The sequence below is a fragment of the Tsuneonella aeria genome (assembly GCF_009827495.1).
Lineage (GTDB): Bacteria > Pseudomonadota > Alphaproteobacteria > Sphingomonadales > Sphingomonadaceae > Tsuneonella > Tsuneonella aeria.
In genome coordinates this window covers 1,277,899-1,298,641 of the sequence record NZ_WTZA01000001.1, presented here as the reverse complement: position 1 = coordinate 1,298,641, position 20,743 = coordinate 1,277,899, and the positions used below count along the sequence as shown (strand labels likewise).

General features: G+C 61.9%; 22 protein-coding genes, 1 tRNA gene and 1 pseudogene. 2 read left to right on the top strand and 22 right to left on the bottom strand.

Annotation, left to right across the window (positions count from 1 at the left end):
- Positions 1–51 precede the first annotated feature (51 nt).
- Positions 52–125, top strand: a tRNA-Gly gene (locus GRI40_RS06485).
- Positions 126–183: 58 nt separating this feature from the next.
- On the opposite strand, the gene GRI40_RS06480 is transcribed toward GRI40_RS06485, so the two are convergent.
- From GRI40_RS06480 to GRI40_RS06465, 4 genes are read right to left on the bottom strand one after another with little or no spacing between them, the layout of a single operon-like run.
- Positions 184–1,074, bottom strand: a complete 891-nt coding sequence (locus GRI40_RS06480; RefSeq protein WP_160610578.1) for an alpha/beta fold hydrolase — start codon at positions 1,072–1,074, stop codon at positions 184–186.
- Positions 1,075–1,080: 6 nt separating this feature from the next.
- Positions 1,081–1,893, bottom strand: a complete 813-nt coding sequence (locus GRI40_RS06475) for an SDR family NAD(P)-dependent oxidoreductase (RefSeq protein WP_160610577.1) — start codon at positions 1,891–1,893, stop codon at positions 1,081–1,083.
- Entirely contained in the window at positions 1,890–2,771 is an 882-nt protein-coding gene (locus GRI40_RS06470; protein ID WP_160610576.1) for a pirin family protein, read from the bottom strand. Before GRI40_RS06470 ends, GRI40_RS06475 begins: the two co-directional genes overlap by 4 nt.
- On the bottom strand, positions 2,768–3,046 hold the full coding sequence (locus tag GRI40_RS06465; RefSeq protein ID WP_160611465.1) for a BolA family protein: 279 nt from the start codon (positions 3,044–3,046) through the stop codon (positions 2,768–2,770). Before GRI40_RS06465 ends, GRI40_RS06470 begins: the two co-directional genes overlap by 4 nt.
- A 51-nt stretch (positions 3,047–3,097) precedes the next feature.
- On the opposite strand from GRI40_RS06465, the gene GRI40_RS06460 reads away from it, so the two are divergent.
- Positions 3,098–3,700 (top strand): J domain-containing protein, encoded by a 603-nt coding sequence (locus tag GRI40_RS06460; RefSeq protein ID WP_160610575.1) that lies wholly within the window; start codon positions 3,098–3,100, stop codon positions 3,698–3,700.
- Here the strand turns inward: GRI40_RS06460 and GRI40_RS06455 are convergent.
- From GRI40_RS06455 to GRI40_RS06375, 18 genes and pseudogenes are all read right to left on the bottom strand, one after another.
- Positions 3,697–4,332, bottom strand: a complete 636-nt coding sequence (locus tag GRI40_RS06455; RefSeq protein WP_160610574.1) for a glutathione S-transferase family protein — start codon at positions 4,330–4,332, stop codon at positions 3,697–3,699. The genes GRI40_RS06460 and GRI40_RS06455 overlap by 4 nt on opposite strands.
- 19 nt (positions 4,333–4,351) lie before the next feature.
- Positions 4,352–4,966: pseudogene (locus GRI40_RS06450) on the bottom strand (glutathione S-transferase family protein); the annotation flags it as partial.
- 327 nt (positions 4,967–5,293) lie between these two features.
- On the bottom strand, positions 5,294–5,620 hold the full coding sequence (locus GRI40_RS06445) for a hypothetical protein (protein ID WP_160610573.1): 327 nt from the start codon (positions 5,618–5,620) through the stop codon (positions 5,294–5,296).
- 185 nt (positions 5,621–5,805) lie between these two features.
- Positions 5,806–5,967, bottom strand: a complete 162-nt coding sequence (locus GRI40_RS14125; protein ID WP_420006871.1) for a hypothetical protein — start codon at positions 5,965–5,967, stop codon at positions 5,806–5,808.
- On the bottom strand, positions 5,903–6,772 hold the full coding sequence (locus GRI40_RS06440) for a hypothetical protein (RefSeq protein ID WP_160610572.1): 870 nt from the start codon (positions 6,770–6,772) through the stop codon (positions 5,903–5,905). Before GRI40_RS06440 ends, GRI40_RS14125 begins: the two co-directional genes overlap by 65 nt.
- A gap of 176 nt (positions 6,773–6,948) precedes the next feature.
- A complete protein-coding gene (locus GRI40_RS06435) occupies positions 6,949–8,814 on the bottom strand; it encodes an AAA family ATPase (protein WP_160610571.1) in 1,866 nt (621 codons plus the stop codon).
- A 10-nt stretch (positions 8,815–8,824) separates the two neighbouring features.
- Positions 8,825–9,181, bottom strand: a complete 357-nt coding sequence (locus GRI40_RS06430) for a hypothetical protein (protein ID WP_160610570.1) — start codon at positions 9,179–9,181, stop codon at positions 8,825–8,827.
- The gene (locus GRI40_RS06425) at positions 9,174–9,368 is read right to left on the bottom strand and encodes a hypothetical protein (protein WP_160610569.1); all 195 of its coding nucleotides are present in this window, start codon (positions 9,366–9,368) and stop codon (positions 9,174–9,176) included. The genes GRI40_RS06430 and GRI40_RS06425 overlap by 8 nt, the downstream gene beginning before the upstream one ends.
- A gap of 287 nt (positions 9,369–9,655) precedes the next feature.
- Positions 9,656–9,847 (bottom strand): helix-turn-helix transcriptional regulator, encoded by a 192-nt coding sequence (locus GRI40_RS06420; RefSeq protein WP_160610568.1) that lies wholly within the window; start codon positions 9,845–9,847, stop codon positions 9,656–9,658.
- A gap of 95 nt (positions 9,848–9,942) precedes the next feature.
- On the bottom strand, positions 9,943–10,482 hold the full coding sequence (locus tag GRI40_RS06415) for a hypothetical protein (RefSeq protein WP_160610567.1): 540 nt from the start codon (positions 10,480–10,482) through the stop codon (positions 9,943–9,945).
- Between the two features lie 256 nt (positions 10,483–10,738).
- Complete coding sequence (locus GRI40_RS06410) at positions 10,739–11,989, bottom strand: tyrosine-type recombinase/integrase (protein WP_160610566.1); 1,251 nt, start codon at positions 11,987–11,989, stop codon at positions 10,739–10,741.
- 507 nt (positions 11,990–12,496) lie between these two features.
- Positions 12,497–12,709 (bottom strand): KTSC domain-containing protein, encoded by a 213-nt coding sequence (locus tag GRI40_RS06405; RefSeq protein ID WP_160610565.1) that lies wholly within the window; start codon positions 12,707–12,709, stop codon positions 12,497–12,499.
- 9 nt (positions 12,710–12,718) lie between these two features.
- Positions 12,719–14,545, bottom strand: a complete 1,827-nt coding sequence (locus tag GRI40_RS06400; RefSeq protein ID WP_160610564.1) for a helicase HerA-like domain-containing protein — start codon at positions 14,543–14,545, stop codon at positions 12,719–12,721.
- Entirely contained in the window at positions 14,542–15,726 is a 1,185-nt protein-coding gene (locus GRI40_RS06395) for an SIR2 family NAD-dependent protein deacylase (RefSeq protein WP_160611463.1), read from the bottom strand. Before GRI40_RS06395 ends, GRI40_RS06400 begins: the two co-directional genes overlap by 4 nt.
- 324 nt (positions 15,727–16,050) lie before the next feature.
- Positions 16,051–17,988, bottom strand: a complete 1,938-nt coding sequence (locus GRI40_RS06390) for a DUF2075 domain-containing protein (protein WP_237489011.1) — start codon at positions 17,986–17,988, stop codon at positions 16,051–16,053.
- Positions 17,989–18,025: 37 nt separating this feature from the next.
- Complete coding sequence (locus GRI40_RS06385; protein WP_160610563.1) at positions 18,026–18,616, bottom strand: hypothetical protein; 591 nt, start codon at positions 18,614–18,616, stop codon at positions 18,026–18,028.
- Positions 18,613–19,815 carry a M48 family metallopeptidase gene (locus GRI40_RS06380; protein WP_160610562.1) on the bottom strand — a complete coding sequence of 401 codons (1,203 nt, stop codon included), beginning with the start codon at positions 19,813–19,815 and terminating at the stop codon, positions 18,613–18,615. Before GRI40_RS06380 ends, GRI40_RS06385 begins: the two co-directional genes overlap by 4 nt.
- Complete coding sequence (locus GRI40_RS06375) at positions 19,812–20,564, bottom strand: hypothetical protein (protein ID WP_160610561.1); 753 nt, start codon at positions 20,562–20,564, stop codon at positions 19,812–19,814. Before GRI40_RS06375 ends, GRI40_RS06380 begins: the two co-directional genes overlap by 4 nt.
- Positions 20,565–20,743 lie beyond the last annotated feature (179 nt).

Here is a 20,743-nt window from a genome sequence, read left to right as displayed (position 1 = left end):
CGTAGGGATCGATTGACCCCGGCACGCCGTTTGCTAAGGCGCGCGTAACTGGCGGGTGTAGCTCAATGGTAGAGCAGAAGCTTCCCAAGCTTACGACGAGGGTTCGATTCCCTTCACCCGCTCCATCGCCCCTTGCGCATATTTCCCACGCATCTGGTACTGGGTGAAAAAAAAGCCGCGCGCTTATCCTGTTCGTTCGAGGAACTGCGCGATCGCCGTGTTGACCGCGTCCGGCGCTTCCCATGGCACGAAATGCCCGCTTCCAGGCACCTCGACCACGGTGAGATCTTCGATGATCGCGTCCAAACCTTCGAGGTTCTCCGGCGGCAGGGCGAGGTCGTCCATGCCCCAGATCACCAGTGTCGGGATTGCAAGGTCGGGCAGCGCGGGGGGCGTCCAGCCAGCCGGTACTTCGTAAGGCGCGTCGAGCGGGGGGACGTCCACCGGGCTGGCACGATACCAGTTGAGCATCGCGAAGGCAGAATCGCGGTCCTGCCAGTCCTTCATCAGCGCAGTGCGTTCGGCAGGCTCCATCGCGCCGGCGCTGTCCCACTTGATCTCCTGCAGCAGGATGCCCGCAAGCCCGTGTTCGCGCACCAGGGCATCGTTCGCGGGATCACGGAAACCGCGCATGTACTGGCTCGACTCCCGCTGGCGCCTGTTGGTGTAAAGCAATCGCTGGAAGATCGCCGGATGGGGCGCATTGGCGATGATCGCGCGGGTGACTCGCCCGTTCATCTGGCCGGCGATCGCGGTGCCCCAGGCGATCGCGCCGCCCCAGTCGTGACCGATGATCGTGAAGCGATCGATTCCCATCGCATCCGCCAGCTGGAACACGTCGCCGATCAGCTTATCAGGCGTGTAGTCGGATACCTCGGGCGGCTTGGAGCTGCCGCGGTACCCGCGCTGGTCGGGGGCGATGCAGCGGAAACGGTCCGAGAAGTGCGCGATCTGGTGGCGCCAGGTCCGGTTGCTTTCGGGAAAACCGTGCAGGAAGACGAGGGCCGGGGCATCGCGTGGGCCCTTGTCGACGACATCGAGCTCGATACCGCTCGGCAACGTGATGCGCTTCATTGACTGTCACCCGTTCTTCAGACGATCCATGTATCCGCCGGCGACCATCGCGGCGACCTGATCGAGCAGTGCGTCGGGCGTCCGCCGCGCTTCGCCCAGGGCAAGCTCGTTCCCCTCGGCAACAATGATCTCGCGCTGCCCGCCGGCGATCGCGTCGAGCATCCGGGCAGCCGCATCGTCGGGATCGATGCCTTCGTCGATCCACTGGTCGCTCCTGCCCCGTGTCGATCCGTTTGCCGTCAGCGCGTTGCGGCTGACATCGGTGCGGATCGATCCGGGGTAGATCGTGTGAACGGCGACGCCGCTCTGCGAAAGTTCCGCGCGCAGGGCGTCCGCATAGCCGGCGAGACCGAACTTCGCCGCGCTGTAGGCGGTGCGCATGGGCGAGCCGATCTTCCCCGCGATCGAGGAAACGAAAGCCAGTCCGCCATGCCCGCGCTTAACCATCGGTCCGATCAGGCCTTGGGCAAAAGCGATCTGGGCGACGAGGTCGATGTCTATGATCTCGCGATAGACGCGCATGTCGGTTTCAACCGCGGCGGAGCGCTGGGAGATGCCGGCGTTGGCCACGGCGAGATCGACGGCCCCCTTCCAGTCCAGCGCCTGGGCAGTCGCTTCGGCGAGGGCGGCTTCGTCGCGGACGTCGAACGGCAGGACCAGGCTTTCGGTGCCGAGGCTTCGGACAACCTCTGCAAGACGCGCTTCGTTCCGGCCGGACAAGACCGTGTTCCCGCCGCGCGCGGCCCATTGTCGAGCGAGTGCGGCGCCAATGCCGCTCGATGCGCCGGTGATCCAGGCGACTTGTCCTGCGTTGCTCATGGATAGCTCACCGTCTTGGGGTGGTCGGGGATGGGGATGAATTCCTCGCTGTCGCCCGGCACCAGCGGGAAGCGGCCGGCCTGCCAGTCGTCGCGCGCCTGATGGATACGGTCGCGGCTGGAGCTGACGAAATTCCACCATACATGCCGCTCGGTGGCGAAAGCCTCGCCGCCCAGCAGCATGACGCGCCCGCCGCGCTGCGACGTCAACGCCATCGTCGCGCCGGGCACCAGCACGGTCAGGGCGTAGAGTTCGAGCGGCTGGCCATCGATCTGTGCCTCGCCCCCCACCAGCATCACGGCGCGTTCGGCCGCTTGCGCATCGACGGGCAGGGCGCCGCCGGGCGCAAGCACGATTTCGGCATAGACCGTTGTCGCATGCGTGGTGGTCTGTGCCGTCTCACCCCACAGCGTGCCCATGATCACGGTCGCCCTGGCGCGGCCATCCTCGACCAGCGGCAGCGTGGTCTGCGCTTCGAACGCGGGGTCGATCTCCTCCATGCCGTCAGGCAGCGCGAGCCACGTTTGCATGCCGTACATTCGCGTGCCGGCCTCACGCTCCGCTTGCGGGCTGCGCTCGGAGTGGACGATCCCGCGCCCCGCCGTCATCAGGTTGACCTGTCCGGGCCGAATAGTGGCGAAGGTTCCAAGGCTGTCGCGGTGGTCGATCGCGCCTTCGAAGAGCCAGGTCACCGTCGCGAGGTTGATGTGCGGATGCGGGCGCACATCCATGCCTGCGCCGATGTCCAGATCGGCGGGGCCAAATTCGTCAACGAAGATGAACGGTCCCACCATGGTCCGCTCGCGGCTCGGTATGGCGCGGCGCACTTCGAACTGGCCAAGATCATGTGTGACAGGCCGGATGATCTGTTCGATCATGCTGCTTCTCCGGGCGCAGTGGCCCGCACGGCCATGGCATGGACCCGGCCGCCCGGAATATCGCCGAGCGCCGCGTAGACCATGCGCTGCCGCTGGAGCCGGGTCTGGCCCGCGAACGCCGCGCTTTCGATCGTCACCGAAAAGTGGGATTCCCCGCTGCCGTCATCGCCCGCGTGGCCGCGATGATTGGCGCTGTCGTTGCTGACGACGAGGCGTATAGGCGCAAATGCCGCGTGCAGCAGCCTTTCGATTTCCGATTGCAACGTTCCGCTCATGGCCAGGTTCTGGGGCTTGCGGGGCGGCTTGTCCATGCCCACTTGGCCGCGATGCGCGCGACGCGATTTCATGGCCGGCATGAAGGGACGGGCTGCCAGTGCGAGGCCCCCGGCTGCACCGAGGCCGGCGAATTTCGCGCGCCGGGAAGCCGCTCCGCCGGGTTCGACGGGCCGGGCGACAGTCGCTGGTTCTGCCTCGACCACGTGCGGGAATTCAACGCCGGGTATGACTGGTTCGAAGGGATGAGCGCGGATGAAATCCTGGCCGCTCAGCATCCGTCTGCGGGCTGGAGCAACTCCAGCACCGCGCGTGCGTTTCGGGCGGACGCCGGGGTCGGCGGTGCGCCGAGGTGGGCCGATTTCGACGATCCGCTGGATGCGATCGGCGCCCGCGCTTCCGACATCCGCAGGCGGGCGGCCGGGCGGATGGAGAGGCGTGCCGCGGTGAGCCGCTTCTCGCCAGAGGAACGCGACGCGCTGACCGCCCTCGATCTCAGCCCGGACGTCGACCTGCGCGCGCTGCGCCGCCGATACAGCGACCTCGTTCGGCGCTATCACCCTGACCGGAACGGCGGCGACCGGCGGCATGAGGCGAGGCTGGTCCGCGTGGTCGAGGCGTATCAACTGCTTCGTCGAAGCACGGCGCTCGCCTAACCGCTGGCCTTCGCCTGCGCCTCGGCGATGAGCTTGCCGTCGATGTCCTTGGCTGCCTTGTAGGCGTCCCGCGCTCTTAGCCGCTCGGCATAGGCGCCGAACGCGGGGCGGTGGGGCAGTGTGCCGAACTGCAGCCCCCAATCGACCTGGCTGCCGACGTAGACGTCGGCCATCGTGAAGCGCTCTCCGCAGACGTAGTCGTGCCCTGTCAGCCAGCCTTCGATCGCATCGATCGTGCGGTCGAAGCTGCCGAACCCCACCATCCCCTCGCGGTCGGGCGGAACGGTCCAGCCCATGCTCTTCGAGACTATCGCCTGTTCCATCGGACCGGCGGCGAACAGCAGCCAGCGGAAATAATCCGCCTTCTCGTGATCCTGGGCGAGCAGTTGCTGCGCGGACATTTCGGCAAGGTAGTGGCAGATCGCCGCCGCTTCGGTCACCACGTGATCGTGCCCGCCATGATGGTGGACCAATGTGGGGACCTTGCGCATCGGATTTGCTTCGAGAAGAGCTTCGGGCTTCTCCTGCCAGTCGACCAGGACCTGTTCGTAGTCGGCCCCTGCCTCGTGGAGCGCCCATCGGGCGATCTGCCCGCGGCTCATCGGGTTGGTGTATAACGTGTATTCGGCCATCGTATCCTCCTGTTGCGGCTCAGTCGCGGTCCGGGGCGCCTGGCGGAAAGAGCCCGCGATAGGGCCGGGCATCCTCGACGCAGCGCGCGACCGCGGGCAGGGCAAGCAGTTCGGCGCGCAGGGCGGCGAGGCGTGGGAAATCGCTGCCGATGGGCGCGACCCAGTCGGCATAGAACAACGCAGGCGCGGCCGCACAGGACACCAGGCTGACATGTGGCGCCAGGCGATTATGCGCGAGCCACCCCTCCAGCCACGCATAGGCGCGCTGCAATCCGGCCTTACCGCCATCGATTTCCGAAAGATCGGGATTTGCGCCATCGGCGATATGGGCCCACACCACGCGGTTCATGTTTGCCATCACGTAGTTGTCGAAAACACGGTCCAGCATTCGCGCCGTCACCGCTTCCGGCGGATCGTCAGGTATCAGTGGCGCGCTGCCGGGGTGGTGCACGGCAAGATATTCGACGATCGCAGTCGCTTCGATCACCGTCGTCTCGCCGTCGACCAATACCGGGAACTTTCCAGCCGGGTGCGCGCCGGAGACGAACGCCACGTTGTCCGGATGATCGGGTTCGACCGGGCGGAACGTGAAAGGCGTTCCATTGGCATTTAGCGGGATGAGGGCCTTCCAGGTGTAGCTGCAAACTTTGGGTGTTGTAGACTGAGGCTTGGCCGCTTTCGGGCTTTCGCAAAGCGCAGCTTAACGTCTGATTTGAGGGTGGTTAGCTGTCGTTCTTCCCATTCGTTGGCCGGTCGCCGCGCCGAGGGATTACCATGCCGACCCCGAAGACTAGCAGGCTGACGCCAACAGCCGTGTAACCGGAGGCGTTAGCCAGAACCCCAGCGACAAGACACGCCACGCCGATTAGTATAGACACCCACTTAGGATAACTGTTTAGCCCGCGCATCAGTGTCATCCTACCCTGTGCGCGGACGTCCGCAATGGGGTCGAAAGCTGACTTTACGACTTTCGACGAAGTGACCTGCGGAAGGCTCGCCAGTAAGAAGCAAAGCACATCCCTATGATGGCTAGCGCCCAAATCACGCTGAGCCACCACCACGTGTGCCATAGTGCGCCGCGAGACCAGCCAATCTGGTCCGAGACCATGACAGGCACGAAGGGCGCAAGCGCGAGGAGAAAGAACTTCGCCTCGACGCGCTCTGATTTCAAAAATCCAGCAATACGATGCCGTGCCGTCTTTCGCCCGGTCATCTGCCCCAGCGCGGACTCTTGCTGAGTCGACCAACGGTCGAGCAACTTCCTTACAGCCTGAACGGGATTAGCCATGACCCTCTATAGCCGAAGCTTGGCAAATGTCCGCAATGGGGTCGTTAGCGGAATGGCAGCTTATGTTGCCCCAGATCAGTTAGCCGTCTCACGCCGATTGGGCCCTTGGCGCAGTGCACGACCGTAAGCAGGCGCACCGTAGAGGTCTCATATGCACGGAACCGCCACGCTTCATGCCGAGGAGGCTAATCGAGCGCCGCTAGTCCCCGCCGCAAGATTGAGCGCAATTCCGCGGCGAGCAGCAGGGTGTCAGCCGAGTAGCGCCCATGCTTGAGAGCGTTGTTATTTCCCTTGGGCGCGCCGGGGGACTGCCCCCCGTGCATCCGACAGCGATTCCTCCCCTTGATCGCTGGAGATTGGCACTCCGTCCCCGAACGGGTCCGAGCCAAGCAGCGCGGGGCCGAGTGCATAGGGTTGTTGCTCGCCTTTTCCATTCATCCCCCCTGTCTGCACGGTCGCGGTGACGACCGCCTGGCCGCCGCGGTTGTCGATGTGCACATGTTTGATGGTCTGAGTGCCCTCGCGTTGGAGCTTGGCCAAGACCTCCGCCTGCCGGGTGTAGAGTCCCAACAGCTTAGTCGAGAGATTGCCGAACAGTTGGGCGTGATCGACCATATCCGACTGCCCGATGTTCGCGAGGGCACGCATCGCGGCGTCATGGGTCGCCGCCATCTGAACTAGCAGCGTGCTTTGCACCGTGTCCTTGGCCCCTCCGCCTGTGATGAAGGCCAGGTCGGAATTGAGCCGCGAAGCAGTCAACCCGTGGCGATCGGCTTTGCCGTGATAGTTGGCGAGGTCGCCTAGCCGCTGGTCAAGATACTCCTGCTTCCCGCTCGCCATTGCGTCGGTCAGGCGGAGCATGGTCAGGGTCACTTGCTCGGGCCCCGTGTTGCCCGGTCCGATCGTCTTGCCCTTCTCTCCATCGGCCAACACGTAGCTCGGTGGATTGGCACGCTCCCAGAAGCGCCGCATAAGCTGGACGACCTCCTGCTTCGACTGCTTCGGCAGGTTGGCCCATCCCGGCAGGTGCGTAGCGCACCGTTCGGCGATCTCGTCGTCCGTACCTTCGCCCGATACGATGAACGCTGCGGGCCGCGAGTCCGGCTGTTTTGTGGCTGTATTATCAGCCGAGGACGCCTTGCGCTTGGCCATCAGATCAATACTCCAAGACGCAAGCGCAGGGCCCCTAATGGGGCGCGCCAGCGCGTACGTAGTACAGTGTGTGTGTTACCCTCAGTCACCCGCAGTGCTTTCAATGGGTTGGCTGGTAGTCTCCCGCGTTCCTCGCAAGTGTTACCCGCACCGTTGCCCGCAACAATATCAAGCACTTAGCCCGCCCCTTCAATAGTTTCCCGCAGGCCAAAGACTGGCTTGCGATCGGGGCCATTCCAAAGCAGCGCGCGCTCGATTGCGTTGATACGGAACAGGCGATCCATCGCTGCTTCCAGCCGGTCCTTCCCGATGCTCTTGCTTTCGACCATCTTGGCAAACTCGGTGGGCGCGTACGTTGGCCCGCGGCGTTCCGACACGGCGCGCTGCTGCTTCACCCGCTCCCGGAGGCAGGTTAGGAACAGGTCATTGTCAGCAGTCGCTTTGATCGTGGCAGCCAGTTCCTTGGCCCGTTCGGGGGGCAGCGAATCCTCGCGAACGAAGGCTCCATCCACCCACAGGAAGCGCAGCGCTTCACCCTTTTCGGCATAGTTGGCCTTGCCAACCGTGAGCGTCCGCACATCCGTTTCAAGATCGTGCGTAAGGACGATTTGCGAGCGCACCGCGTTGAGCCAGGCCGTCGAGCCCGAGTAATCCGCCCCCGACTTGTTGGGATGCCCGATCAAGAACACCGCCGCACCCGTCTCTCCGGCGAGCCGGTTCAGCAAGTTGACGAAGCGGGTCACGTCGCCTCGGCTGTTCTCGTTGCCAGCGAATAGGTGGGCCACGTTGTCGAGCGCCACGATCTTGGCGCCAGTCGCCTTGAGCATCCGTTGCAGCCGATCGAAGGCGGGTGCGGGGGTCAAGGTGCCGTCAGCCGCGAATAGCCCCAATTCGTTGTCCAGAGCGCCCCTCAGGCTAATCAGGTGCAGTTTCCCAGGCAAGGCATCCATCCGCACCCCGAGCGCCTCACAGATACGCTCCTGGCGCCAATGAAGCTGCGCCTCGTCATCCTCGCAGGTGAGGTAGATCGCGGGGCACTCGAGGGTTGTGAGCCCCAGGCAAGTCAACCCGGCCGCGGCACAGGTCGCAAGCTGCTGGCCGAGCAGAGACTTGCCCGCGCTTCCCGCACCCGTGAACAGCGTGACTTCCGCCAACGGCGCCAGCCGCTCGACCGCGAACACCTTGGCGATGGGCCGGACCTTGGAGAGCGCATCGAGATCCAGTGACGGCATGGGCAGGGCGCCACCGGCCAGCGCCTTGTCGGCAAGAGCGCGCAGATCTTCTGCAGTGCCGGTCCAATCGATAATATCGCCCTTCGGCGGCAGCCCGGGAAGCTCGAGGATGATAGCGCTGCCGCCGTACGCCTCGACCTCGGTTTTCACCCTCTCCGCGAACGCGAGCCCGGGCGCATCGTTGTCGGGCAGAATGACAAGGCGAGTACCCTCACCGAACGCCTCCCCGTATTCTTCGCGCCATCCGTTCGCGCCGAAGGCAACGGCGGTGGCGAGGAAACCCCACGACGCCAGCTTGTCCGCTTTCCGCTCCCCCTCGACGAAGAAGATCGGTGGCTCGGGCTCACCAGCCGCACGGGCTTTGTGAGCCGCGTCCACCAGTTCCGTGAAACGGTAGGGCAGGCGGGTGACGCCATCTAAACCGGCCACCCACGACCCACTTTCGAACCGCTCAGCTACGAAGCGCTTGTTATTCCCCGGCGCCTCAAGCCGCCGCGTCCGAAATACTGGCTCGCCGTTGCCATCGTCATAAACATAAACCCCTGTCTCCCGCCATCTGAGTGGCGCTTGGGGCCGATCGGCTCCGAGGGGCGAGATTATCCCGGCCTCGCGCAGCCGATCCTTCACGGCGAGCGCGTCGCCACCATTGAAGGTGTGGACCAGCACCCCATCAGGGGCGTTCGCATCAACCTTTACCGTGGTCCCCCGATCTTTGTTGGAATGGCCCTCGGTAGGGCAGTGCACGGTATCTCCGCGCAGCACCCCGCCGAGGACGGCGGCAATCCGTTGAGGATCGGGGGCATGAGCCATCCGGGCGGCCTTACGCCATAGCCAGAAGGTCGAGCTGCACCCCATCGGTCGGCGCAGGCCCATACTCGGGCACGACCCACACCACCTGCTTGCGACCGCTCGCACCCTCGCGACGGCGCCCGCTGTCCACGATCAAGCCGCGCTTGTGCAATTCGGCTAGGCGCGGGCGGCTGGAATAGCGCTCCCACTCGTACCGGCTGGCGACTTCATCGCTCGTCGCGCCAACGGGGGCACGTTCGCGGACGAAGCGCAGTGCCAGGTTGGAGCGGTTGGCCGCGGCAGGGGCGACGCTCGCGGCAGCTTCGCGCGATGTTTCAGGGGAGCCCGGATGGAAGCCCGGCGCATTGGGATATTGGTGGTCAGCCATTGTCGGCCTCCATCATTTGCGAGAGACCGGCGCGCTCGCTCAGAGCGAGAAGCCAGTCCTGTTGTTTGTCGGTGAGGTCGAAGGGATCGACCGCGATTTGGCCGAGGAATTGCCCCGCCTTTCGCGTGAGTCCTTCGCCCTTGGTCAGCAGCGCCAAAGCCAGCGCACGGCGTTCGGGGAAGGTCATTCGCAACCCCCGCGCGTGTGGAGCTTCGCAAGCTCGCTCCCGAGGATGCGGGCGGCGTCGTACTTAGAGATACGACCGCGCTCATAGCGGGGGCGTTCGCGCTCGAAGGCTTCGGTCTCACGGTGCAACCAATTGCTAAATCGGCGCACTTCGCCTACGTTGCAGTTGCTGAGATCGAGCGCCGCCAAGCTGTTCTTAGTGCGGGGATGGTCAATCGACAGTGTCGGGCGACCGTCCCCGAGCCTCTTACGGTTGAGGCTGGAGCCGTTCCTGATTTCCACGGGCGCTCACGCGACTTCCGACGTCGAGTGACGGATGCGCGCGGAAAGCCAGGCGTCAGTCAGTGCCGGATCATAGCGAACAAGACGACCGACCTTCAAAAAAGGCGGTCCGTCACCGCGGCAGCGTTGGTTAGCCAGCGTTTTAGGGGCCAGCCCGATTCGAGCCGCCTCCTGCTCTTCCGTGTGCAGTTGCTTCATTATGCGCCTCCGTTGCGCTGCGGGGAGCAGCGGGCAGGAAGACACTTTCACCGGCGAAATAGCGCCGCGATGAGCGCATGCGCCCTATTGGCGCGCTATTCGGCGCGCTCTTTTTTCGATCCCGCGCGGCCAACCCTAGGGTAGCGGCCTTCGATGAGGTCCCGGACGAGATTATTGCCGACGTTCTCGAACCCCGTTTCGAGCCTCATCAGCTTAGCAATTTCCCGGCCATTCATCCCAGAGGCGTGCATTTCATCTGCTTTTGCCAAGATGGTATCCTCGGCTGGTGGACGGCCTTTCTTGTGAGGGCTCGCTCGTTGGGCATTCGCCGGAAGGAAAGGAGCCGCCAAATCGGCGGCAGCAGGAGCAGCGGAAGGCGGCGAATACCCGAGGTCCGCAGCGTCCCGGGCATCAATCTCAATGCGGGCAAGAGACACGGTTATTGTGAGGCCGTTTAGAAGCTCGTCGACGTCGTGCAGGCCCGCCAGGCCAAGCTCTTCCGCGCCGTATCCCTTAGCCTCAATCGTACTTAAGAGTGGCTCGAAGTGGTGAAGGGTATCGTATCGGGCGGTACGGCCAACACGTATCGGCCCGTCCCAGACGCAGATTGGCATCGGCCAATCGTTGTATCTCACGACCTGCGACCCTGAGAACCTCCTCAGGGTCAGAACAGCTTTACCCGCTCGACCGACAATATTGCCGGTTACCCCCTCCAGTTGGAGCAGGCCCTTTGGATTGTTGCTCCCAGAATCCCGGAGATAGCGATAAAGCTCTCCACAACTTACCCATTCATTCGACAAGTTCGGCTCCGCAGGCGCCCGCATGGATGACGATGGCGCGGCAGGCGGTGCGGAGCCGCCGTTCGGGAGCTATCCTAGCCGCGCCACCCGTTCACGCCCGCGCTTCCGCGAACTGAACCACGTTTGACTTGTCTGAGGCCGTGAGCAGCCCCTCAATGTGATCGGACCAAGATTGCAGGGCGCGGGCTTTCTCCGGCCCCCAATCGTGGCGCTGATAAACACCCGCCACGCCCGAGCGCGAACCAGAAACGTGGTTCAGTATCGCTTCGGTGACTTCAAACCGCACACCTAGGCGCTGCATACCGGTCGCGAGCGTCCGGCGCAGATCGTGCAACGTCCAGCGCTCTAGCACTTCACCTGTGTTGAGCTTGGCGATCTCGGCGTCGAGGCGCTTCTTTGCCTTGGAATAGCCCGAGAACGGCACCTTACCGGTTGTGGAGATCACCCAGCCTCGGCGCGGCCAATTGCCGCCCTTGGCCAGCGCGGTCAGCAGTAGGACCGCAGCAGTTGACAGGGGGGTATCGACCGGCTGGCCGTTTTTCGCACGATCGGCTGGCAGCTTCCACATCGCATCCGTCTGGCGCAATTCGGACCAAGGTAAGCCCGCTACCTCTTCGCGGCGCTGCCCAGTCAGCATCAGTAGCCGCACCATAGACCCGAAGGGATCGGCCACCGCAGCGGAGCCGTTCCAAATGAGGGCAAGTTCCCAATCCTCAAGAACGCGGTCGCGCGCAGCCGGGGCGGAAGGGGACTTCATCCCATCCATCGGCGAACGTGCTAAATCACCTTCGCTGACCGCGTGGCGGAACAGGTAGCGCAGCACGGCAAACAGCTTGCTCGCGAGGGCAGGCCGGGCCTTCACCGGACGCATTATCGCCGCCACGTCGACGCGGGTAATCTCCGGAAGCGCCTTCGAGCGCAGGGCGGGCAGCGCGTAGCGCCGAAGCATCGCCTCCACTCCACCCGCCGAGCCCTTCCAGTTCGGAGCGAGGCAGTCCTTCGCGAAAGCATCAAGGTATGTTGGAAATGCCAAGTCGATGGTCTGGCGCTTGCGCTCGATCTTGTCCGACTGCGGATCGACCCCCTGCGCCACGAGCATGGAAAGTCTGTTGGCTTCGCCGCGCGCCTGGTCTGGCGTCAAGGCGCCATGCTTCCCAATTGTATAGCGTCGGACCTTGGCCCCGCGGCCACCGTGCAGGCGGTACTGGTAGAGATAAACTCGAGACCCCGCTGGCGTGACCTTGAGTCCGAACCCCGGGATTTTCTCGTCCCAGAGAAACACGTCCTTCGAACCGACCCTCACGGCGTCCACAGTGCTTTTGTTTATCCGGGCAGTAGGCATTGTGATTGCTAGCCTCGTTTCTAGCAATCACCCTAGCGGGAAGCTCCGTGAACATCAATGGAACGCCGGGAAGTTTATCCTCGGAAATCACCGGCGGCGCGGTTAGTCAGCCGAGCGGAGGGCCACGACATTCGTAATGATGGGGTCACAGGTTCGAGTCCTGTAAGCGGCACCAGTCCTTCCCCAGGCAAATTGAGAGAGTTAAGCGGTACGGTCTTTCGGCTGGGAGCGCCGTTTGGGTCCTGTTTGGGGCGCTTTGGGTAGGAAAATAGGCCTTGCCCACGCTCGGCCCACTTCAACAGAGAGTCGACAGCCCCAAAGGTACGCGCTCGTTGAGCTTCAAGGCCTGCGGTGCTCTGTGCAGATCACCTCCGTCCGACAAGCTGCGGTTAACGTACCTTCACGCGCAGAAGTTTGACGGCTGTCACTGGGCCAGAAACGGCCTGACTGCTAATGGGAATCCGAGATAGACAGCCTGCCCCAGGGAGCAGAATGAAATCTCATTCCTTAGCCCACTCGCGAATATGGGTAGCCGTTCTTGATATAGGCATTGAGGAACTGCCCCTTTGAGCCTGCCATCATCAGTTGATCATAAAGGTGCGCCGGGACGTTGTAGTATTGATAGACCGAATTGTTGGTGAACTCGACCTCAAGAGTTTCGCTGGGTGCATCGTAACCGATTGAGGCGATATTGGTGGAGGCGACCGGGTCTCGGATCATCGTCTGTCCTTACTGTTCGTCTTCGTTAACAGGCGTTCGCTCGATGTCGAGGTCCTGTACGACGGCGGTCGTGCGTTGGGCTCGCCACGACGCCACCATCCGATCATAGCCTTCCGCGACCCGCCGGCTTCTCCAGGCGGCACTCACCGCCGGGTTGGAGCTCCGCGGTAGGCGGTCCAGCGGCGGTAGAGTGATGCGGCAGCGCACTGGCAAGCGCGCGGCCTCGCCGGAGATGATCGTTTCGCCTGTCCGCAAGACTGGGAGCAGGTCCATCAAACCCGCGAGATTGTCGGGAAGGGCGCCTTTCACGCGCCCGCGGTCCGCGGGGTTGGATAGCCGAAGCGCAATAAGCGTGCCGCACTGCGACAGGACCGTTTCGTCGATTTCGGACGGGCGCTGGGACACCAGCATTGCTCCCACGCCGTATTTGCGGCCCTCTTTGGCGATACGCTTCACGACGTCGGCGGCGACGTTGCCGCTGTCGGGACCCACATAGCGATGGGCTTCTTCCATCACGACTAGCAAGGGGCGCAACACGCCGCCTTCAGTCTTCTCCCGGCTCCAGTAGAGCGCCTCGTAAATTATCCGCAGAATCGAGCCAATCAACCGGACAAGGACCGCGCTTGGGACGCCGGAGAGGTCGAGGATGGTGATGGGTCGGTCGTTGCCAAGCCAACCAGCGAGCAGCGTGTCCAAGTCCTGCTCGACCATTCCACCCAAGTCGGGTTCCCACGGGCCGGGGTGAAGGATGAAGTCGTATCGGCGGTCGAGCAGACGCGAGCGCAGTAGGTTGAGCTGGCGCCGAATACCCTTAGCGGCTTGATTCAGAAAGGGCCCGGCCGCACCCATTGCGTGCGGGGTGTAACGCGGCGAGGTTAGGGTAGCGGGATTGCCGGGAGCTTCCAAAGCCGGCTGATCCCGTTGCTGACCAGTAAAGGTGGCCGTCTCGAAATCGATCAAATCGTACCAGAGCTGTTTCAGTGAGAACGGCACCGGGCTGTTGACCGTTAGCGATTGCGGGTCGAGGCCGGCCAAAGGCGCCGCTTCTAGGCGCGCCGCTTTCAACTCCTGCATCTTGTCGGTGAAGGCGATCAACTGGTTATCGTTCAATCCGCCGGCAACGAAATCCAGCAGTTCGCCGGCCTCCAGCGCCCAATAAGGCACGTACAAGGGCTCTTCGCCAGGCTGTGGTGTGGCGCTGAACGTTCGCGCCAGATCGCCGAGCGCGGCTGAATACTCGCCGTGAACGTCAAGTAAGAGCAACCTCGCGCCGCTGGTCTCCGCATGTTCGGGCGCGCCCACGACCGAGCGCAACAAGCTCGCGACCGTAGTGGACTTGCCAGAACCGGTAGAGCCGACGATCGCGCTGTGGCGGGTGACAAGCGCGTCCAGCGACAGTCGCACGACGATGTTCTCCGCGCTCGACAGGGTGCCGATAGCGACTTGGTCCTCATCGAGATCCCCGTAAATGCGACGCAGGTCTTTCTGAGTGACGAGATGAACCGCGTCCTCAACGTTTGGGTGCTGGCTTAGTCCGCGCTCGAAACGCTCCCCGATCGCTTCACCGGCCAGTTCGACGCGCATCCAGCGCCCGGTGTCGACCTCTGCGAGCGCCGCCACGGTTGGCGAGGCGTTAGCGCCGATCTCCGCGACCACTCCGTAGAGATCCTGATAGCCGAGGGGAATGCGGACGAAGCTGCCGACCTGCCCAACCCGGTAAGTATGGCCGTCGATCATCGCCAGGCCGGAGGCAAGCGACTCCGCCAGCTTCACCGTGATGCTCGAACCCGAGACCGTGCTGATCCGGCCGAGGTAAGTCGGATCGGTTGCAGTCACGGGGCGGTCAGCGTGGGATCAGCCGCCGGGTCAACCGGCTCGGCCTCAGCCGGCCGGACAAGGTCGGGAGAATGTGACAGGGCGCAGAAGCGGCAAAAGCTAGCGAAATCGCCAAGAAGAAACGCGGGCGCGCCCCCGCGATCGCCCCAGAAACTGGCGCGAATCTCGCTCCAGTTTTTCGGCGGGTCGCCGGGACGCCAGGCGCCGAGCACCCCGCCGATCACGGCTGCGTCGCTGGCGTAGACCGAAAGGTTTGGATGCTCGAAAGCGAGCTTCCGCGCTGGCTCCTCGTCCTCCATCTTCTGATACTGGAACGCGACCACCGACGCATTGGCGTTCATCGCTAATGCTTCGCCGAGCACTGCGCAGATGTGCGCATCCCGGAAAGAGAAGCCGGTGGTTAGCAGCACGGTGTCCGGCATCAGCAGGAACCTCTTTAAACGCTCGAATAGAGCGGCGTAGGGCTGCTTCTGGGTTAGGTCATATTTCAGATGATCGGGATAGACGAGTTCGGTGCAATCACGGCTGCCGCTGCGGACCACGACACCGTTCTCGCTCTTCCAACCGAGCGAGCCGTGCAGCTTCCACACCCGCGACCACCGGGGCGGCAAGTCGTTTCCCGCTACAGTGACCGGGTCGAAGAAAGGAGCGTGGCCGCCAGTGAACCCGTCAAAGTAAGGCGCCTTGGCGAGCTCGAACGCCTGTTCCAACAGAAGGTCGTAGTTTGTCGTGAAGACTTCGACAGCATGAGCGCGTTGCGTCCCGCTGATCCAAGCCACGAGCTCATGGTAGGGTGTGCGACCGCTCGGAAGGTCGGCACCGACGATCTCGCCGATCTCTTGGCAGATGACCTTGCCGAGCTCGCCATAGCCAGGGCCATCTAATCCGTTTTTCGGGGTCGTACCCAAGGCGGTTTGGAGCAAGCGCACTTGGGATAGGATGGATTCAATGTTGCCGCCCTTCGGCAGCTCCGCGCGGATTGCCGCCGCGGCTGTCGCCTGGTCGCCTGAGAGCTTAGCGATTGCCATGTTGGTAAGTGCATCGACGCCTGGGATAAGGGCTTGGCCGGCCGGATCGAGATTGCCGGCGACATCGACCCGCACCGATAGCGGCGCGCCGGCTCCGACTAGGACTCCAATGCGCTTGCGCCCTTGCGAGAGGATTTGGCGAAGATCGCCCATAAAGCGATCGGGATTGTGGACGCTATCCAACTCTGACTCTACTGTTTGATTCAACGTGTATTTCGTACGGTGTACCAATCAAAATAGCGTTAAGGAAGGTTGGGTGAAGCATTGATAGTTTTTTTCGACAAAAGCTGGCCTCGCAAATACCCTGGCCGGGATGAGTGACTTTCAATGGGTCTCGATCCTATATCCTTGAACATCCGAAAATCTGGCATCATCGCTACCTCTGCCCTGACAAAATGAGCAGCAGCTTTTAGGTACTCGCTAGCAAGGTAGGAACGACCGCTATGATGGCGCTATGCGGACCTGCAAAACTTCGGCTCAGAGTTCTGAGAACCCGCAGCGCCTCAAAAAGTCGAAGATAGGATCGTAGAATTCCGAGCGCCTAGTCCCGTCCGTCTTCGACCCTTCTGGCACAAACACCACCATGCCTTGGCGTGCACGGGTGAGCAGAACGCGGTAAGAGTTAGCAATGTATCTTCGACGCTCAATGTCAGCGACCGCCTGCCACTGAGTGCCGCGAAATTGGAAACTTTCCCAACCGTGGTCGTTTCGGCGGAAATTTGCGTCCCAGCAAACACAAGTCCAGTCGAGCTCCAGGCCCTGCACGTCAAACTCGGTCGCGGCATCTTCCAGGGCATCGGATGATCGTACGTCATCCGAGGGTGCAAGAAACCATTTTGCCGGTTCGATCTTGGCCTTCGTGAAGATGCCATGCGGCTTCAACCGAGCGGCGTTAGAGGAAGCTAGCAGGCCAATGCGCTCGTTGCCGCGGGCTTTGCTTCGCAGCCAGGCGCGAGCCTTTTCGATGTCGCGCGTGAGCATCAAAGGAAAGTTGGTGAGGGTCTCGCTCAACTCCCTGGCCGCCTCGGCATTCCCCTCGATCACTGCTCCCACGAAATCTGATAGTCGTTCGGCACGGAAGGACCGGAGAGAGGTGGCGAGGTGCAGAGCTGGCGCCTGAACTTCGTTCCTTAAGACGAGCTGGCGGTCGAGGGTTGGAGGAACGTACGCGAGCCAGTGAGGAAACGAACGGTCTAAAGCTCTGAGCCATTCACTGATGCCCGCTTCGCCTGTGTTGATCTCCTGGCCACCACCGACGAGACACACGATTGCGCACCAGCCGTCGTGACGATCCATCACGCTAAGCAGGAACTCCGGTTCGGACATAGAAAAGCCAAGTTGGCCCTTCTTCTGCTGCATAAATTTTGAAGTCTGAGGGACGTCCCACGCCCGCTGTGCCTCATCGAAGATCGCCACCCTTTCTACGGGCGCCGCGTCCGAGGTTAGAGCGTCATCGCGAAAGTGATGAATGTTCTGGATGAAGGCCGCGGCTCGACGGTCTTCTTGCACCTTGGAAGTCTGACGACCAGCCCCTCGCGCCAAGGAAACTGCATCTATGGCGAGCGCTTCTCGCAGCACTTCGACCAGAGGTCCGTTGCCCGACAAGAAGACCGCATGCTCATCGCTGTGAGCACGCTGCCGTGCCGTGGCAAGGTTTAGGCCGGCAAGCGTCTTTCCCGAGCCTGGAACGCCGGTGATGAAGCAGATGATCTTCTGCCGCGAGCGTTTTGCCTCTTCGATGGCTTGCGCGACGTAATCGGCGGTGTGCGTGAGGTTTTCTGCCCCGGCCTCCGAACGGGAAATCTCCTCGACGTCGTGCCCGCGATAGAGGGCTTGAGCAGCCTCGACGATCGTTGGCGTGGGGCGATACCGACCCGCGGCCCACTCATGGGGATCGAGGTCCTCCCCGCCCCAAACACGGCAGGTAAAATTGATCGCTGGCGCTAGGCCATCGGCGTTCACTCTTAATGGGCGAGCGAGGCTGTCCTCATCCCATCTCAGTTCGTTTTGCTCGGTCGCATCGGCATGAGTAGCCACGAGGATTGGGACGATGGTCGCGCCGTGGCTGGTCTCGTGAAAGTGTTTCAGGTCCAGACCGTAGCCATAAACTTGATCGAGGCTAGACCTATCAGAACTCCGTGCGCCCACTTTATATTCGATGACGAAAACGAGGCCTGCCAGGATGATAATAAGGTCTGCTCGTCTCCCCATCCTCGGGATGAGAAACTCCAGAAAGAAATGTGCAGGCGGCAGGTCTTCGGCGAGGCGCCGGAGGTGCTCGATTTGAAACTCCCAAGCCGCCCGCTGTGTCGGCTCGAGCGAGAAGGGGAGACCCGCCGCCAACTGCCCAAGCACCTCCGCGTCGGAGGTTTGAGCTAGGGACCGCGTGTCGATCGAAACATAAGCTCGCTTCATCCTCTAAGTTTCGCCTGGAAACTCAATTCAGCACTATTCACAGCCGCGCAGAATCCGTCAGCGCTCTAAACTCGGCGATAGCCCGATCGTAATAATAGAGTCTCGGCGCATCGAACGCCGTCATGTACAAGCGCTTGTCAACGATGACAGCATACGCTTCGCCTTTGCGCGTGAGACCATCCCGATCCGTGAATTCGTAGGCGAACCTTACTCCGTCGCGGCCGAGAAACTTTGCTGGCGCGGACGCGCCTAGCGTGAAGGCTGCCAGTTCCTTGTAGGTGCGGTATGTGCCCTCCAACAGCTCAGGCACCTCAACCAAGAGCGTGGTTTCAGTGAACTTAGGCAGAGGATCGTGCTTCTTGCTGCGCTCCTTTACGAGCGGCTTGCCAGGCTCAATTCCGCCAAAGAAGGTGACGTCATTGAGCTGTTCCCCGTCCAAGGTCCAAGACTCAGTCTGCTTACCGACCTTACCACTCAGGCGGTTCCAATCGCGTGACGGCGTGACCGTCATGTTGGAGTCTGCAACCTGGACCGCTTCACCCTGCTTCTTGAGTGAATGCGCGTAGGATACTTCAGAAGCAGATAGCGCCAGCACGGCTGCTAGAGAGATTGCGATTTGTCTGTTCACTGTGCGGTTCCCCCCGGGACCATAAGTTTAATCATTCCAGCGTCCGAAGCGGCCGGACTGAGTTGAAGGTAGGTGCGGAGCGCTTTCTGCCCATCGGCCGTTCTTCCAAGTTTCAGAAGAGAAAGACCCAGGCCACGATAAGCGGGTGCCAGGTTAGAATTCGCCTCGATCGCCTTGGTGTAAAAGTCAGCAGCGTTAGCCAGGTCCCGCTGATTGCCTCGTGTGCGGAAGAGCTCGCCGCGCGCGAACCACAACTCAGGCGTCCAACCATCTTCGGCCAGCCGTTCGATTAGGTAATCACTTCCGCCAAAATCATTCAGCTTGATTTGCTCTTCGAGAAACTGAGGAAGCCAAGGCTTGAGCGCAGCGCGATATCGATCTGCCCCATCGCCGCGACTTGCCCCTTCTGGCAGAGCCAATTCGGAAAGGTAAGTTGCCCTTTCGCCATCGGGCGGATGCGAGGCCGTAAACGCAATGGCATTGAAGTTAGGCTTCTTCAGGCCTCTGACGCGCGCTGACGCTTCAGCTTCGCCCATAAGGTTTTTCCATACGGCGGACGCAGCCTGCGGCTGCAATTGGCTCGCGTTGAGATAGCCAAGCCCAGTGAGATCCGCCTCACGCTCCTGATCGCGCTTGTAGCGGAAGAAGCTGCCATAAACAGACAGTTCCAGGTTCTGATACGAACGTCGAACATCGTAGCTAGACGACATGCTCGCCAACACTTGGGCCCAAGCCAAGACGTCGGTTGCCCCTCGTGCGGACTTGAACCCGTTCACTCCATGACGGTGCTCGAAGTGGCCAAATTCATGACCGAGTACGGCTGCTAATTCGGCCTCACTTCGCACGCGCAATAGCAGGCCCGTGTAAACTCGCATCGTCCCGTTGGGCGACATGGTGGCATTGAAGCTGGGCTCGCGGAGGATATAAACCCGCGCAGCGTTGCACCGGTCGTTTCCAACAGCCTCGCAAAGAACGCCCTTGACGTACGAAGTCAGTTTCTCATCTCGGAGGACTAGAGGTGAGGCGGCAAGCCGGCGTTCGCTCTCATCATCCTCACGCCACATTCCAATCTCATCGACGCCTTGCGGCTGATAGACACCTTTGTACGGCGCCGGCAGTGGTGCGGGTGCTGCCAGCGTGGGCGAACCAAGTGCAAGCGCGGCTAAACCCAATCCGAGTACGATTGGCTTTGCAATCATCGCTGGTCGTCCTTGATCGTGCTTCCAGGGAAGTCCTCAAGCAACTGTCGGACCCTCTTTTCCGAGCCTTCAGGTTCGCGCACGTCGCCGCCCATAGCGCCGTCCGCATTCAGCCAGAGGAGGTCACCAGTCTTAAGATCGACCAATCCCGCGTAACCAATGTGCTCACCAGATTTCACGCCAACACCACCCATTGCTGCGACGAGTTGGAGCACTTTGCGGCCCGTGGAGCCGTACTGGTCCTTGTTATATAGAAAAAGGCCGTAGTCTGCCTGAGAAGCGCCCGGTAGGGACGCAACACCTGGACCGAGAGACCACTCGAACACGTCGTTTTTGTTGTCGCGCTTCTTCGTGGGCAAGCGGTTGCCGACAAAAAACTGATACTCGATCACAGCCTGCGAAACGGCTGCGAAGAGCGCCATATGCTCTTCAACGGCGCGAGCGTCATCACCATAAGCTTCAGGTGCTGTTACGACGGCATTACCCAACTGGAGTTGGAGCTTGTCAAGTGAGGCACGGATATTCGTCTTCGCCTGCTCAGTCCATTCCGCGTTCGGTTCGAAGAGGCCGCCTGTTGACTGAGCTCCAACGCTGATCGCTGGCCTGAAAACCAGAATCTTCTTGCCGCTTTGAGCGGGCAGCTCGAACCCTTCCTTAGTGGCGGATTTTTCCTGCGCGGACGCAGCCTGAGTCCCCAACAACGATGCGCACGCGAAAACGAGCGCAATTAGACGCAGAACGAATTTCATTGATTGCCCCCTCTTGTCGACCCCTTCGAGGGTGACAAGAGCATGATAACTTTGAGGTTGTGCCGTCTGCAAGTGAATTCGGTGGCATCGAAATGCGCCCGAGGAAGATTGTCAGATTACTTGGGGAGTGCTGCCGTAAGGAGAAAACTCTTTCCTACATGCTAAACCGGCACCTAGAT